The organism is Hungatella sp. L36 (assembly GCF_014288035.1).
Map to the genome: position 1 here is coordinate 1 of NZ_JACOPC010000014.1, position 14,830 is coordinate 14,830.

19 protein-coding genes are annotated in these 14,830 nt (G+C 42.5%); 2 read left to right on the plus strand and 17 right to left on the minus strand.

Annotated elements, in window-relative coordinates; all coding sequences use genetic code 11:
- Positions 1-624 (plus strand): DUF4368 domain-containing protein (locus H8S80_RS25400; RefSeq protein ID WP_187049075.1); only part of this gene is annotated, 624 nt, incomplete at its 5' end.
- 53 nt (positions 625-677) lie between these two features.
- On the opposite strand, the gene H8S80_RS35170 is transcribed toward H8S80_RS25400, so the two are convergent.
- From H8S80_RS35170 to H8S80_RS25430, 7 genes are all read right to left on the minus strand, one after another.
- The gene (locus tag H8S80_RS35170; protein WP_412300765.1) at positions 678-755 is read right to left on the minus strand and encodes a hypothetical protein; all 78 of its coding nucleotides are present in this window, start codon (positions 753-755) and stop codon (positions 678-680) included.
- Between the two features lie 38 nt (positions 756-793).
- On the minus strand, positions 794-958 hold the full coding sequence (locus H8S80_RS25405) for a DUF255 domain-containing protein (protein WP_080633338.1): 165 nt from the start codon (positions 956-958) through the stop codon (positions 794-796).
- Between the two features lie 185 nt (positions 959-1,143).
- Positions 1,144-1,521 (minus strand): DUF3795 domain-containing protein, encoded by a 378-nt coding sequence (locus H8S80_RS25410; RefSeq protein ID WP_117633519.1) that lies wholly within the window; start codon positions 1,519-1,521, stop codon positions 1,144-1,146.
- Between the two features lie 19 nt (positions 1,522-1,540).
- A complete protein-coding gene (locus H8S80_RS25415) occupies positions 1,541-2,119 on the minus strand; it encodes a methyltransferase family protein (RefSeq protein ID WP_117633518.1) in 579 nt (192 codons plus the stop codon).
- Positions 2,116-2,688, minus strand: a complete 573-nt coding sequence (locus tag H8S80_RS25420) for a GNAT family N-acetyltransferase (protein WP_117633517.1) — start codon at positions 2,686-2,688, stop codon at positions 2,116-2,118. Before H8S80_RS25420 ends, H8S80_RS25415 begins: the two co-directional genes overlap by 4 nt.
- A 279-nt stretch (positions 2,689-2,967) precedes the next feature.
- Positions 2,968-3,540, minus strand: a complete 573-nt coding sequence (locus H8S80_RS25425; protein WP_117633516.1) for a phosphoribosyltransferase family protein — start codon at positions 3,538-3,540, stop codon at positions 2,968-2,970.
- A gap of 15 nt (positions 3,541-3,555) precedes the next feature.
- The gene (locus H8S80_RS25430; protein ID WP_025529996.1) at positions 3,556-4,614 is read right to left on the minus strand and encodes a guanine permease; all 1,059 of its coding nucleotides are present in this window, start codon (positions 4,612-4,614) and stop codon (positions 3,556-3,558) included.
- Between the two features lie 178 nt (positions 4,615-4,792).
- Here H8S80_RS25430 and H8S80_RS25435 point away from each other — a divergent pair, with 178 nt between their 5' ends.
- On the plus strand, positions 4,793-5,668 hold the full coding sequence (locus H8S80_RS25435; RefSeq protein ID WP_117633515.1) for a LysR family transcriptional regulator: 876 nt from the start codon (positions 4,793-4,795) through the stop codon (positions 5,666-5,668).
- Positions 5,669-5,739: 71 nt separating this feature from the next.
- Here the strand turns inward: H8S80_RS25435 and H8S80_RS25440 are convergent, their stop codons facing one another.
- The 10 genes from H8S80_RS25440 to H8S80_RS25485 form a co-directional block, all read right to left on the minus strand.
- Positions 5,740-6,249 (minus strand): YkgJ family cysteine cluster protein, encoded by a 510-nt coding sequence (locus H8S80_RS25440; protein WP_117633514.1) that lies wholly within the window; start codon positions 6,247-6,249, stop codon positions 5,740-5,742.
- Between the two features lie 5 nt (positions 6,250-6,254).
- A complete protein-coding gene (locus H8S80_RS25445) occupies positions 6,255-6,458 on the minus strand; it encodes a hypothetical protein (RefSeq protein WP_117633513.1) in 204 nt (67 codons plus the stop codon).
- Positions 6,459-6,519: 61 nt separating this feature from the next.
- Positions 6,520-6,831 (minus strand): hypothetical protein, encoded by a 312-nt coding sequence (locus H8S80_RS25450; RefSeq protein ID WP_117633512.1) that lies wholly within the window; start codon positions 6,829-6,831, stop codon positions 6,520-6,522.
- Between the two features lies 1 nt (position 6,832).
- On the minus strand, positions 6,833-7,297 hold the full coding sequence (locus tag H8S80_RS25455) for a hypothetical protein (protein WP_117633511.1): 465 nt from the start codon (positions 7,295-7,297) through the stop codon (positions 6,833-6,835).
- A 45-nt stretch (positions 7,298-7,342) separates the two neighbouring features.
- Positions 7,343-8,359, minus strand: a complete 1,017-nt coding sequence (locus H8S80_RS25460; RefSeq protein ID WP_187049076.1) for a hypothetical protein — start codon at positions 8,357-8,359, stop codon at positions 7,343-7,345.
- A gap of 78 nt (positions 8,360-8,437) precedes the next feature.
- Positions 8,438-10,012 carry an AAA family ATPase gene (locus tag H8S80_RS25465; RefSeq protein WP_117633509.1) on the minus strand — a complete coding sequence of 525 codons (1,575 nt, stop codon included), beginning with the start codon at positions 10,010-10,012 and terminating at the stop codon, positions 8,438-8,440.
- A 9-nt stretch (positions 10,013-10,021) separates the two neighbouring features.
- Positions 10,022-11,623: a restriction endonuclease subunit S gene (locus tag H8S80_RS25470; RefSeq protein ID WP_117633508.1), complete on the minus strand. Its 1,602-nt coding sequence runs from the start codon at positions 11,621-11,623 to the stop codon at positions 10,022-10,024.
- On the minus strand, positions 11,620-13,137 hold the full coding sequence (locus H8S80_RS25475; RefSeq protein ID WP_181988056.1) for an HsdM family class I SAM-dependent methyltransferase: 1,518 nt from the start codon (positions 13,135-13,137) through the stop codon (positions 11,620-11,622). Before H8S80_RS25475 ends, H8S80_RS25470 begins: the two co-directional genes overlap by 4 nt.
- 315 nt (positions 13,138-13,452) lie before the next feature.
- Entirely contained in the window at positions 13,453-14,103 is a 651-nt protein-coding gene (locus H8S80_RS25480) for a DUF1016 N-terminal domain-containing protein (protein WP_243008038.1), read from the minus strand.
- A gap of 82 nt (positions 14,104-14,185) precedes the next feature.
- Positions 14,186-14,383, minus strand: coding sequence for a hypothetical protein (locus tag H8S80_RS25485; protein ID WP_117633506.1), 198 nt, complete (start codon positions 14,381-14,383; stop codon positions 14,186-14,188).
- Positions 14,384-14,830 lie beyond the last annotated feature (447 nt).

The following is a 14,830-nucleotide window of genomic DNA, read 5'->3' on the forward strand; positions in this document are numbered from 1 at the left end:
TATCAGCAGCGATACCAGACGGACAAGCGCAAGCAGGACTGTTATATCTGCGGCAACTACAAGAAACGCACCCATGACTGTACGGCGCACTTTATCCGCACCGACCTCTTGACCGCTGGCGTACTCTCCAATCTGCGGAAAGTGACAAGCTATGCGGCAAAGCATGAAGCCCGGTTTATGAAGCTCTTGATTGAGCAGAACGAGGACGGGGGCAAGCGCAGGAACGCCGCCAAGAAAAAGGAGCTGGAAGCCACCGAGAAACGCATAGCCGAGTTATCCGCTATTTTCAAGCGGCTGTATGAGGACAGCGTGACCGGGCGCATATCAGACGAGCGTTTCACAGAGCTGTCGGCAGACTATGAAGCAGAACAACGGGAGCTGAAAGAAAGAGCCGCTGCTATCCAAGCGGAGCTTTCCAAAGCACAGGAAGCCACCGTGAACGCAGAAAAGTTTATGAATGTTGTTCGGCGGCATACCAGCTTTGAAGAACTTACCCCTACTCTGTTGCGGGAGTTTGTAGAGAAAATCGTTGTGCATGAGTGCAGCTATGACGAGAACAAGACCCGTAGGCAGGACATTGAGATTTATTATTCTTTTGTTGGCAAGGTGGACTTGCCCGAATAACCGCCCGACCTATCCGACATACCTCATGTGCCGGATAGGAACGGCAAAATTTTTTACACTTCTATTACTTCTTTATCACACATCAGTAAAAGCTCCGCGATTGTATTGTTTTCAAATGATTCCTGTTCCATCACATGGCACCAGTGACATGTACTTCCATGCAGACAAGTCAGCTGTACCCAATAGATAGGAAAACAGGCTTATCCTCAAGCACTGCTTTCTCAAACGCTTCCCCGCCCCAGGGATACCACTGCACGGGATTGTAAGCGTGCTGCAGCAGATAAGGCGATTTTTCATTGATTAACCTATTGGGTATATTTTTATGATTGTCCACAGGATCACCTCCTTTCTGTAAAAAGAGGATATATTTGCAGCTGCAAATACATCCCCTATGAATGATCTGAAATTGATTGTTACCCTGTTATTTTCTCCCTGACAGCCATAAATTATACGCTGTCAGTCCGGGCACTGTTCAGGCTCATACCGCAGTTCCTCTCTGATTCTCCCTGTATACCATCGTTACGCTTTATTTCCAGACTGGATAAAGGAAATCAGTTCTTCCACATCTTCAAAATCATCGTAATCTCCGTTAATGCCCTCCCTGTGGTACAGGACTCCATTCTTTTCATTGCGTTCCAGGCAGTCCAGCAGCGTTTCCACGCCGTATCGCTGAATAAATGTGCGGAATCCAAGCGGTTTTATTTTGCCCAGCAGCCCTTTGGAACAGGATTCGTCACAGACGTAACAGCCTTCAATTCCTTTTTCCATGGAACAGTTCCGATTCTCGCACCAGTCCCGGTCCGGACATTCCCCGGAATTACAGCCTGCGCACGTTTCATTCCCCGAACACAGACAGCAGGCAAGCCCGCATCTCGCTATACCCATTTCACGTTTCATTTGTATTTCCTCCATACCTTTATTTCGACCCTATATACCTATAAACGTGTTCTCTGTATTTCTCGTACTCGCTGCCAAATGTATCTGCCATATATTTTTCTTCCTGCAAAATCTGCATGTGCAGCATCACCATTGCGAAAATCGAAAATACCAGTAACACCGGATTAAAAAACATGAGCAGCAAGCCGATATACACCAGATCGAATCCCAAAAATGCAGGATTGCGGCTCATACTGTAGATTCCAGTCGTCACAATCTCCGTTTTATCGCCTTCCGGTATCCCGGCCCGCCAGCTGTCCCGCATCGTATAAACAGAAGCTGCAAAACACGCCGCTCCGGCAAATGCTGCCAACGCCCCAAAATATCTGATCAAATCCGGCATCCGGCTGATTCCGGAAAGCAGGCTTATGATTTCCACAACAGGGACCGCATAAGTCGCCGCCTTCATGGTCATTTCCACCCGGAACAGACGTCCCTTTTTTCCGCCTTTGGCAATGTGATCGGTCTGGATACCCTGCTTTCTCTGCGCTGCCATTTTTCCAAAATAAACCCCATAAAAGAGGAGCAGCGCCGTTAATCCCATCAGCTGAAATATCATGACTTTACCTGAACTCTCTGTGTATTTGTCTTTTCCCACTGTTCCTTTGTCATACAGTTGATATGTTCTGTGCGGGTATCATTCATCAGTTCCCAGTGAATATTTTCATTGGTATGGTGAAAAAGGAAGCCGCACTTTTCCTGAGAACGGCGTGATTTCTCATTTCCATCAAAATATCCGCACCACAGCTTTTCCATATGCAGTTCCTCGAAACTGTACCGAATCAGTTCGCGTGCCGCTTCCGGAATCAGCCCCTGGCCCCAATAAGGAACTCCGATCCAGTATCCGATTTCCGCTTCTGTATCGGGAATATTGAGATTGCTGTCTTTGCCAGCCATCAATCCAATACTTCCCACCGGGAGCATGGTCTCCTTTAAGACAACGGCATACGTTCCCTCCTTCGACAGGACATTCTTAATGATCTCCCGGCTGTTCTCCACGCTTGTATGTACCGGCCATCCTGCGATGGGGCCTACTCTGTCATCCTTTGCATAGTTGTATAAGTACTCCGCGTCCGCCTCATCCCATGGTCTGAGAATCAATCGGTCTGTTTCCAATCTGTCTGTCACAAGAATACCTCCTGTTATTGGTTTTGAATCGTCTTAAGCTCTATTATAAGGCGTTTTTGCTTATAATCAATGTATATTTTTGTTTCTTCTATACTGCCTGGATTGCTGTTGTAAAGAGATTCCTTCAATTTCATCAAAGCATGCTTTTATGAATTGTTTTATTATAAAAAGCAGATATGATCCATTCCCCTTGGAATGATATGATATCTGCTTTTTTATTCTTTATATATTGCCTTTATATGCCGTCTATCTATACCCTATTTGAAGCTTCTTCTGCCCTTATGACTCCTTAATTTCATATCCGTCATCTTCCGTTTTCTGAAACAGCGGCAGTTTCTGCAAAAAGATAATATCATCCCGCTCCGCCGCATTTCCCTCTGCGAGCACTGCTGCCTTTTTGGTGACGATTCCCCCGGCACTCTCCACCAGTGCCTCCAGCGCGTAAAGCGATTCTCCGGTGGAAATGACGTCATCCACAATACACACCTTTTTCCCCTTGAGACTCTCTGCATCATGGCCGTCCAGGTACAAGTGCTGCTCTCCTGAAGTCGTAATGGAGTGTACCGACACCGACACGACTCCGCTCATATAGGATTTGATGCTTTTCCTTGCAACAATAAATTCCTTTTTTCCAAGAATTCTGCTGATTTCATAGGTCAGCGCAATTCCTTTGGCTTCCGCGGTTATAATGACATCCACATCCCCGATCTTCTCGGCAAGCTTAGGCGCGCAGGCCATAATAAGCTCCGTATCCCCCATAATGACAAAACTTGCAAATGCCAGATTATCCTCCAGATCAATAAAAGGCAGTTCCCGTTTTACACCAAATAGATTTAGTTCATAGTTTTTCATCAATGATTTTCTCCTTTACATGCCAAGAATTCTGGCTGCAATTCCGGCAAGCATTCCGAGAAACGGATTGGAGATTGCCGTGACAACGAGTGCACTTCCGCCCACTGCCGGATTAACCGCAAGCGCCGCAGGCGCATCCAGCACAAATGTCTTGAACAGGCCCAGCACAAACAGAAAGCCTGCAATGGACGAGGACGGAACGTAATTGCCGATTTTCGGAAGCAGGCCGCTTAAAAGAATCACGCCTACCACTACCATCATCGCAACTCCGGCCCATACCGGGTGGGGCGCATTTGCGGTAGCGGAAATAATTGACTCAACCGGTGCGCCGCCGAAGAAGGAGGAGCCGATGTCCGCAAGGGACGAGATCAGGGTTAAATGATCCACATTAAAAGTATCTGCCCCCGCCATGCTGGCAGTAATCGCCCCAAAGGAAATGTTGGACCCGATATTTAAGCATACCATACCGAGTGCTCCAAAAATAACTGTTCCGTTTATCGTAAATTTCTGCCGCTTAAATTTATCGTCGGCAATAACAATATTCTTCTTTTCTTTATTCAGAACCGCGGAAGCAATGCTGGAAGCGATAACCGAAATAACAATTGTATAAACCAGCGTATTGGCACTGGATCTGGTCAAAAGATAGGTGATAACAGCCGCAGCCAGCGACACTCCGCCGGCAATGTGATCTTCCTTCACCATGTTGACAGCCGCTTTCGTCAAGATCAGTCCCACGCCGGCCATCATTCCGTTCGCAATATCTGTCCCAATAAAATCCACAATTTTTGTGAGCATCCCACAAGCGCCGACCACCGCAAGAATAACCGCACCTATAAAGATCATGGTACACCGCTCCGAGCGGTTCCTGCCGCTGGTTCCCGCATAGGTTATGGTCTCCGCCTGAAATGAAATAGGCGCCACATTTCCCGTTATTACATTCCCTGCTGCTCCAATAAAAAACGCCATCGCCGTCGGGACAGCTGCAAATCCAAATGACAGCGCCAAAAGTCCCTGAGGAAGCGCGTTCAAAACAACACCAAATACGGCAAGTAAATCTGTCAGTAAAGCATTCATCGTAATCTTTAGTCCCCCTTATTTTCATTAATTAGTATTGCTTATAAATATTATATCTTTTATAAGCATGTATTTTTAAAAACAATTTGCATTGTAGCATATTTTTTAATATAATAAAACTATCATTTTTACATATTTTATATAATATTTTTATTATATTAGTAAGGAGGTTTGCTCTATGACTTTAGAGTCTTACCGAAATTTTGTTACGATTGTGGAATGCGGAAGTATTTTGGCCGCGGCGAATCAATTGCTGATCGCTCAGCCATCTTTGAGCAATCAGCTAAAAAATATAGAAGCCTATTATGGGGCGAAGCTGCTAATCCGAAACCGGCACAAACTGGAACTGACCGATGCAGGGCGAGTCTTTTATCTGCATGCCAGAGAGATCTGTCAGGCCGAGGAGAAACTTCACAACGAGATACACAGCAAAAAGACAGCTTTTTCCGAACTGCTAAAGCTGTCAATCCCTGCGGGAAACTCCGCCTATTTTCTGCACCACCTTTTCGATGATTTCCGGGCGGCATACCCTAATGTAAATTTTGATTTTTACGAAATTCCCAGTGATTTTGCGATTCCCAATGTCCTCAACCACGTAACGGAGATCGGCCTCATACGTTCCAGCCTCCCCGGCTATGCCTCCCTGGCCGTCTACCCCTATGAAAAAGAGGAGATCGTCGCTATCTGTAAACCGGATCATCCTCTGATGCAAAAAGGTGATATTCTCGATATCGCTCAACTGGCAGATTACCCGCTGGCGGTTCCCTTTGACTGCCTGGACCTGGTCCGATCTTCCTTTGGCCACCGCCTGCTTGCGCCGAATATCTCTATCATTACCTCCTCCAATGCGACCGCCATCGAGTGGGCCAGATCCTTCGGCACCATCGCGCTGGCCTCACTGACAACCGCCGACTTTCAGCATATTAAGGATTTGGCAGTGAAACATTTTTCTGATGACAATCTGTTTATTACCAGCGCATTTATTGTTAATAAGGAGTATCCGCTGTCTCGGGCGGCGCGGAATTTTTTGGGGTTTCATGGGGTTGAGATTTAATTTCGACACGCCCACCATACCCAAATCTGCAGCAAAAGAGAAAAGCATAAAGCCAATTTACGTTTACTTCTTTATCTGTTTCCCTTAAAACCGTACTCTTTTTTTAGCCGTTCATAAATCTCAAAAGCTACCGGGCATACTTCTACAGCCTCCAGGACGCTATACAGGCTCCATAAACGTTCCGGCTGATCCGTATAGGGATACTTTACACAGTTCTCCGGTTTACACTCGCCTAACAGGCACTCGCCGTTTTCCTGCAAAAAATCGCAGGGACTATGTATGGTCTCATATGCTCCTGTAATAGAATTCCGGCAAAGATACCGTTTGATAAAGGCTTCCTCTGTCATATGCAGGTAAGCCGCATCTTTGCTTATATCCTCTCTCGGAATACTTCCCGCATACATTTTACAGCAATTCCGACATTTACTGCAGTCATAACCGTCAAACAGCTTCTGGTGTAATTCTAAAAACTGCTTATCCAGGGTTTCTTCATCCCCGTGATTTTTTAAAAATGCACGGAACTTCATATTTTCTTTTTCTTTTTTCCTGGCTTGAACATTCACTTCCTGTGGTTCCAGCATCCGTATCACCCTTTCTTTTTTCTTTGCCTCTCCTCATACATTTCATGAATCCAATCCTTGACGGGAAGTTTCCATTGTTCCTTTGGATTTGGTATATTCTTAATCAGGCTCCTGGGGTTTAATCCCATTTCTTTCGCCATCTCAATTTCTTTCACTCCAAGTCTGCATTTTTTCTTAGCTTCCGCCCATAATTCCGGTTTATATGCCATGTAAATTCTCCCTACTGTCATCTTGTCTTATTTTTCCGTGTATCTTTCATCCCATTTTCTCTCAGTTCTGCATGAAATGCAGAATGCCGTGGAAACGCCTGCCAATACTTGCGCAGGACTGCCTCTTTGGCGGACGCATCTCCCAGAACTTCGGTAAATTTTCCAATTCTTCTTTTCCCAGACTCAGCATGTTCTCCAGACTGATATTTAAAAAAAACGAAATCGAGAAATAATCATACAGCGCCTGCGCCCTCTCTTCCGGTATTTTCCGCGCAATACTGTGAATCAAAAGCTGCGGCAGCCCCTGGTCCATTTTCTGTGCTGCCTGATCCACGGCTAATGTAAACTCTTTTAAATTCACACCAGACGCCATCTTATTGATCCCCCTGATCGCAATCTTTTTTTATTTTCGTTATAAGGTTATTTAATACATCAATGTCAAAATTAACCTCATCTTTGCAGTAATTTCGAATGACTTTGTCGATCGTTTCATCAATCGGGAGTACCTTATAGATTGCAGTTGGAGCAAATCTGCTTTCCCCCTCATATCTGACCTCCCCTGTGCCATAACAGAATATTTTTGTAAGATGCTTCAGTTTTATACCGTTTTTTGTTGTCTTTTCTATTACCCTTACATAATACTTCTCTTTTACCCCGCTTAAATTTATTCTTTTTAAGGAAGTTAAAACCAGTTCATCCGTATGCAGTGACCTGAGCCATTCTTCATATGTACCTACGCTGTCTGACCGTTTTTCTTCACTCAATAAATAAGTTTCCATTTCCTCAGAATTCAGGTATTTCCATTTGACCATTTTCCCGCCGCAGTTATTGCACTTCAACGATTATTCTCCCTCCTGAATAAATTTTATACAAGTTTTTTAGATTTAAATAACAACTGTATTGCGGTCTTTTTGTACCATATTTGAATAAAAGGCCTTCAGCTGGGAACCATAAATCCACTCCAAATATTTTGTCTCCAAATATGTTTCCGGCCGGTTCACCGCCAAACACGCCGCCTTTTTCAAATCTCTCCTCATCTCTTCTTTCAACTCATCGATATCACTGAAATCCAGAGATTTGTATAGGCTGGATCTCGTTTCAAAATAGTATTCCATGAAACCAGACCAGCGGTTTTCAAGGTCAAACAGTTGGTTGAACGAATCTATTTTTTCATTTATGTATGTTTCACTCTCGTCGGCAGGTTCCAGGCTGATCCGGTCTTTCTCCTCTTCGTGAATAAATTCTATCTTTACCCTGTCTCTGATGGTATCAATATAAGGTAGGAATACCCTGCGCACATCTATAATTCCATCATGAAAAACACGCTTCATACTCTTGTACCGTTCATTACAGACGGGGCAGATAAAATAAAGATTATAAGGATGGAGCGCAAGACAGGGTATCCACGCTTTTGCAAAATAATGTTCGATATCGTCTTCTCTTTCTGCATTTGTGGTTGTTTGTAAACAAACAGGGCAAATATATTTTATTTTCTTGTTCTTACCGCTAAAATATTCCTGCGCAAAATCTGCTCTGCCGAACTTATCTTTTGTGAGACCCTGTAGTGCAAAATGTGCTGAACATAACACTACATTGTAAAAATACAGAAAAAAATCACTTATCACGCTTTGTGCGCCTTTCTCTAATCCAATACTTTCAAATTGAAAACCATTCGCAGGGTCCTCCGCAAATTTCATATCATGAGCGATGGCCGTATAAATCGTTTCCCTTTCTTCCATACTCATCGCAAAAAGGCGTTCGACTGCCTGCCGCATCGGTTTTCCATTCTCCGCATCCTTTTCATAAAGCTCATAAATCCATTTCCCGTTTACGGGTGAGAATGAAAGCCATTCTGTCTTATCAAATACGGTGCTTTTAGAAACTGAAGCAAATTCAAACACAGACAGCAGATATTCACTAATACAGTTTAAATCAGCTTCATGGTTGTCCTTATCTATCTCCCAAAAAATAGTATCACCTCAGTCCTGTTTCTCATCTAACATGGAATACAACTGTTCATACAGGCGGAACCTTTGATATCCGGGGCCTAATCTTCCTATATTTTCTTTCATTTTATCCAGATTATTTTCACCCATCATGCGCTTTACCGCATCGGCGGCATATGCTCCGATCGGTTCCGTATCAAAAATCAGTTTTGAAATTTCATCTCTCTGAGCGGCAAATGTAGAAGTTCCTGCGTTACAAACCTCCGTTCTTCCGCCGGAGCGGTTGTCAAAAAGATTTAATTGTTCATACATGGCGTCTGTCAAAATCAACGTTGAATGAGTCGCTATCAGGAATTCATTCCATGTTCTGTGGCTTAGATCATATAAGACTTTTATAAAATCCCTGTTCCAATCATCATTAAAATGAACATCCGGTTCATCATACAGAAAGAGCGTATTTTCTCCGCAGTGTCTCTGGGCCAGTAAAACCAGGCCTGTACGTGCCAGCCACATCAACTCACCATCACTCAGCGCTTCCATTCCATAGAGCCCCCTTTCCTCCCCATTTCTGAAAGAAAAATGGATATCACCTATAATCCCTTCCCGATATGCGGTTAATAATGCCGACATCAACACAAACGGATTCCCATCAAAATACTTCTGCAATCCAGGATGATAATACGTCCCATTATCAGACTGATCATACTTTGTATACCGGAACACAACCACTGTTTCCGTGGCTATACTTCCATCGTCATCCAACCGGTTCGATGATGACCGGTTCACGATGCAGTCGCTTAATCCCTTCTTGTTGTTGTGGCCGCTCGACATAAGCTGCCGCAGCATACCGATCTGCGGTGTGTCGATGGCATGCCCCAGCATCTCATCATAAACCTTAAACGAAAATGCCACCGGAATCAGATTCATATTTAATCGGCTGGCCAGCTTCTTTCTCAGTCCACAGTAGTTTTTCAATTCCGATTCGATATTTTTTCCCTGCATTTCCAAAGGTAAGACAGCATACATCACAGGCAAAACAATTTTCGATGTGACAGCATCCAGATAAATAACGCGCGGACTGCTGTCAAGCTGTTCATAAAAACTTAAGACCAAATTTTTCTCCTCATGATCCTGATCTTCTTCGTCCAAAATCGAAAGATCGTAGAGATCACTGGCCAGGGATTCCCTTGGTGATGTAATTAATATTTCCTCCATAGAATTGTTAGCTCCAGAGCAATAGGAAATGATGCGATCGGGCAAATACTCATTCGGGATCGAAGAAACCTGACTTACTTCTCCGTATTTCGCGATCTCGATATAGAGTTTTCGCCGCCGTCCAGTCTCATCGTAAATGTTTTTCTCCTCCGGTTTTACATAAATATCGGTTCCGTCTCGCATGCGGTATTTCATTTCGAAGTGAAATCCAGGCAGTTCATCCTGCATAATACGTGTAAAAATCAGGCCGAGTGCTTCAATCACACTTGATTTGCCGGAACCATTCCGACCGATCAGAAAATCAATTGATACAGGAGACGACTGCTCCTTAAAATAAATAGACAGCTCTTTTAACCCCTTATATCCATCCACATACAGATATTCCAGTTTCATCTTTCCCTCCTAGCTTCCATGAGAAGCCTGATATTTCTGAATCGTGATTGGTTCTCCTCTTGAGTCCACAACCGCTCTTCCGGAGAAATTTATCTTATCAGGAATCGTTTTTTCGAGAAATCCCAGACCTTCCAACAATTTTACGGTTGTAATCGCATCCTGAATAGAAGATCCTCTTAAAATGGTTTGATCACTCATACCGATTCTTTTAAGCGCGATATGAATCGGCATCGGAACTTTGGATACAACGTAAATCCGTAAAATTTCTTTCTGAAAGACAGACAAATGCCTGATTAATTCCCTCTTTTCCTGATCAAACTCCTGATACCAACTGCCGGAACCTGCTGGTACCTCTCCATTTATCTGCTGCATCCCTTTCGCACGGTAATGCCTCAAAATGGCAGCATAGTCAGGCTCATCCAAAAGATGAACCAAACGATACCGCCTTGTCAGATTCCCAGTAAAAGAAGCAGCCAAAAGCGACTGAAAAAGTCTCTCTATCTTCTTATATACCGTTGCCTGCCTGTGCTGAACCTCTAACATCTTATTTACTATTTTCACAAATCTGTCCTGCTCAGAAAGCGGGATTGATGGAATGGGAATATTGCCGATAAAAGACGCGTCGGAAACCGCCTTATCCCAGCCTAACAGTTCTCCCAGGTATGTCGAACAAAAATGCATCCATACCAGCAAAAATTTCGGTCGTATCCAATCATTGCTTACTCTGACCCGAAAAATATTCCTGCCCCAGACTACCTCATCCATATCTTCCATCACCAGAACAAAATGAACACTCCTGCCTCCATCGATTCGTCCGCACAGTAAATCATCTTTCCTTAACAAATACCGGTTTCGGTCTATATCCGTGCACTGAACTGCCGGATATTCATTTGCAGCTGTCATGGACCATTCCGTATCATAAAGCGAATTGATATACTGCACACTTACGTTTCCTTCCTCTTTCTTAATGGAACGTCCTGCTAACACTTTAATTGAATCGCAGTCTTTTAGTCGTTCCATTTTACGGATATCCATCAAATATCCGAGCCGTTTATGCATAACACCATATATGGCCCGTTTTACTTCCATCATCCCATTTTGTTGCCATCCAGGCAGTTTCTCCCAATGCTTCATTACATTGACGATACACTTTTGCTCTTCCAGGCATGGAAAAATGATAGCTGTATTCTCCAACTGATTTTTTGTCAGATTCGGTATTGTGACTGCATTCGCCGTTTCCTCCAACCATGGTTTATAAAACTGGAAGTAATAGTATGCATAGTCTGCCAGAATCATACTCTCATCAAAAATCATCCCCTGGATTGCCTGATTAATTTTCAAATCGATTCCCGCAATCGCTGTCTTACCTATGGTACCAGAGACAGATAAAAGCACGGTTCCCTTCGGAACCCACCCTTTTATCTGTTCTGCCCCCTCGGCAGTCAGATACTCCTCCGTATTCACTAGAATTCCACCGTTTAAATCGCCTGCTCTGGCCCAGGGAATTCCTGGTTTATTGGTATAATACTCCTTATGGGAACGCTCAGGCGTAGATCCTTTGATCCAACGAACCACTATATCCTTTAACAGTTTTCGCTGCCAGTTTATCATAAGCTCTCAACCTCCTCAAGAAGTTTTTCCAGAGCCTCAAGCAATTCTTTCTGTTCCTGAATCACATCATGAAGCAGTATTTCAGGAGCCTCAAACTCTAATTCCGGTCTCTTAGGCGGCTGATAAAACCCCGGAAGCATGTTCCATTTTGATTCCTTCACTGTCTTTCTGTCAGCAAACCAGAAATAAACCCTGTCCCACTCTTCAGGCGTCTTTATATTGTTGTAATTCTCCAACAAACTTCTTTCAGACAACTGCACCCACTGTTTGTAATACTCATCACGCCTGTTCCACACATATAGTAATTCATCATAGTTTCCCGGCTCCCCGTCGCTGTTATCCGGCTTCATCTGATAAAAGAACAGGTACGGCATTCTATCCTTCCAACCGCCCAGCATCATGGGATTACTAATGATTAAAATACTGGAAGCCACTGTTGCATTTGTAAAAAATGTATCCTGCGGCAACGATAGAATCGCTTCTACCAAATATGTATTTAGTATCCATTTGCGCACTTCCATATTTTCTTTTTTAGATGAGAACAGAAAGTTGTCAGGAACGATAATCGCAGAACGTCCTTCCGTTTCCAACGCCTGTAAGGTGCGAACAATAAACAGATTGTATTTTCCGTTGATATGCCCAAGCTCTTCCGGCAGTGGAGGCTCATACACATTACTATTCTCAGGCACTGGATCATTCGTAAAGGATGGATTGGCAAGCACAATATCATATCGTTTTTCAAGGCGATTCGTCAGAAAGTTTTCTTCTCCCGTATTAACATCAATATTTGCAAGGATAAAAAGGATTTGAGCGGAAATCTTCAAGCTGTTATCGCTTTCAAAACCGTATAATTGAGAATTTTTAAAATAACCGCTTGCTGCAGTCAACATATTTCCTGAGCTGTACTGAGGATCCAGTATGGATACTTTTCTGTCTGTATTTGTAAATTTCCGTTCTGCATCCAATATCTGTGCCAAATACTTTATTATCTCATCCGGTAAAATATATCTGCTTTTCTCTGCTTTGTTATTTATACATAATTCTAAGATCCTCTGCACGGCATCATATAACAGGTCTGTACCCCCTGACCTGTCTTGTAATTCATACAATTCATTGACGATCTCCAGAATCGGACGCATAACTGAATTTTTCTTTATTGTCAGCTTATAATTCTTAAGAAATGCCAATTGATCTTCGTATTCGGTCGCAACCCGAAAGTTGTATTCCAGCTTATTGAGATAGGAAGTGATCTCCTCTGCCGACTGCAGCGAAAAATCCTTAACTCCCAAAGAATCTCCTTCTCTTCGAAAATCAGAATTGTCACGTTTCCATTTTTTAATTGTTCCATATTCATGAATTAACCGGCAAAGCAGTAGATACCCTAAATCGTTAAAAAGTAAAATTAGATTCTCAGAATATTCCATACGATAAAAGTCAATTACGGATTTGAACTCACGTATTGCGCCACTGATTAATTCCTCCCTTGTTTTATTGGTGAAAGCTTCCTTGTTCATGTTTATTCTCCCTTTTATAGCCTGAGTCGTATGACTCTGCCATTCGCGCCTTAATATTTCCGTAAAATTCATCACAGTTACAGCAGTTATTTCTGCATTACCGCTCTGTTAGAACCGTATTTATATCAAGCATGAATTTTATTGCTGAATCGTTTTTGGATATCCTTGGCAAAAGAAAACCACTTACCAAAATCGATAGACTCAATTTTATAAATATCAGTGGCTAAAATAAGCAAAGTATAGTTTATTTATTCTTACAAATTGTATTCTGCATAACACGATTCTAACTATGCAACGAGCTCTTGCACAGTTACTCTAACTCTCGATCTCTACTTCTCTCCGAGGCATATCAGTTCCAAGAAAATCAAACAGATAGGGATCTATAAATACTTGATTGACCATATCAGAGTCCACTGGCGGAAGTGCTGCCGGGAAATTATTTACGCTTTTTCCCGAACGTTCCATCAATTTACTTTCTATTTGCAAGTCCAAGATAGTTTTACTCCATCCATTTTTGATTGCTTTATGTGCATACCAAATGCGACTTTCTTCATCTTTCAGTTTATCCATTAAGGAAATATTGGTTCGCCACGGTATTTGTGCAACGCCCCGTTGCACAATTTCAAAATCAGGCCAGCTCTCGGCAAATTTCCGCATATATTTTATATTTCTTGGCGAAAATCCGGACATTTCAGGAAAGGCGTCCTTTAAGTCCTTAGCCATGCGGTCAATTACTTTAGCTCCCCAGCCTTCTTCTTGTTTTTTCAGAATGGCTCTGCCAATGTTCCAATAAAGGCAGATCATACTGGAATTTGCATTCAATACAACAGAAATCTTCTGCTTTAGGATTTCTGCTTTCACTTCTTCTATAAATTTCAAGTAAGCATCACTCATCTCGGAAAGTTTTGGAGCAACTGGAAATACAACTCCATCTTTATTCTTTCCCATTTGATTTCGATTATCCAATACGATTCCCCCCCACAATCCGTCGATTTCTTCTTGTCAATTATAGATTTATAGTTATTTTTTAATGCTGTACATATTAAGTTCAAATTCCATTAGGCTTGTCTTTACTAATATCTTCTGATAAATTATAATAATCATATATTTTCCGAACATAATTTCGTTCAACGCAACATGCTTTCTCTCTTTTAAAAGTCAATGTCTCAACAGCATGCATAATAGCCTTATGTCGTACCGTTTTCTTCGAAAATTGGTTATATGTATAATTTTCTTTTGTATTCATATTTCCCCCATATCTTTACTTCGTAGAAATTCTTAATACATTTCTTATTTTAATGAACATTTTACTTAAATTCAACAAAACTTCACAAGAAAAGAAGCCAGAGTTATTCATTAGCAAAAGACTGAGATATATCAAAGTGATGAAAAGTACAAGACACCGTTATGGCATCTATACTCTTGATTTCAAAGCAGGGAGGGGTACAGGGAGTAGTCGCAAATGTACAGGCCAGGTATCTTTCTCTATCAGAGACAATCATATTTCCACACCACTCATTATATACTTATTGAAACTGTTCCGTCTTTTCCCCACAGATAATCCTCCGAAATTCTATTATCTGGAAAGTTTTAATTTACTACATATAATATAAACAGCCCATGGCAGGAACATGTGCTCGAATATAAAAGAAAAGCCTGACCCATGGTTTTGCCATAGAGTATATCTTTTTCC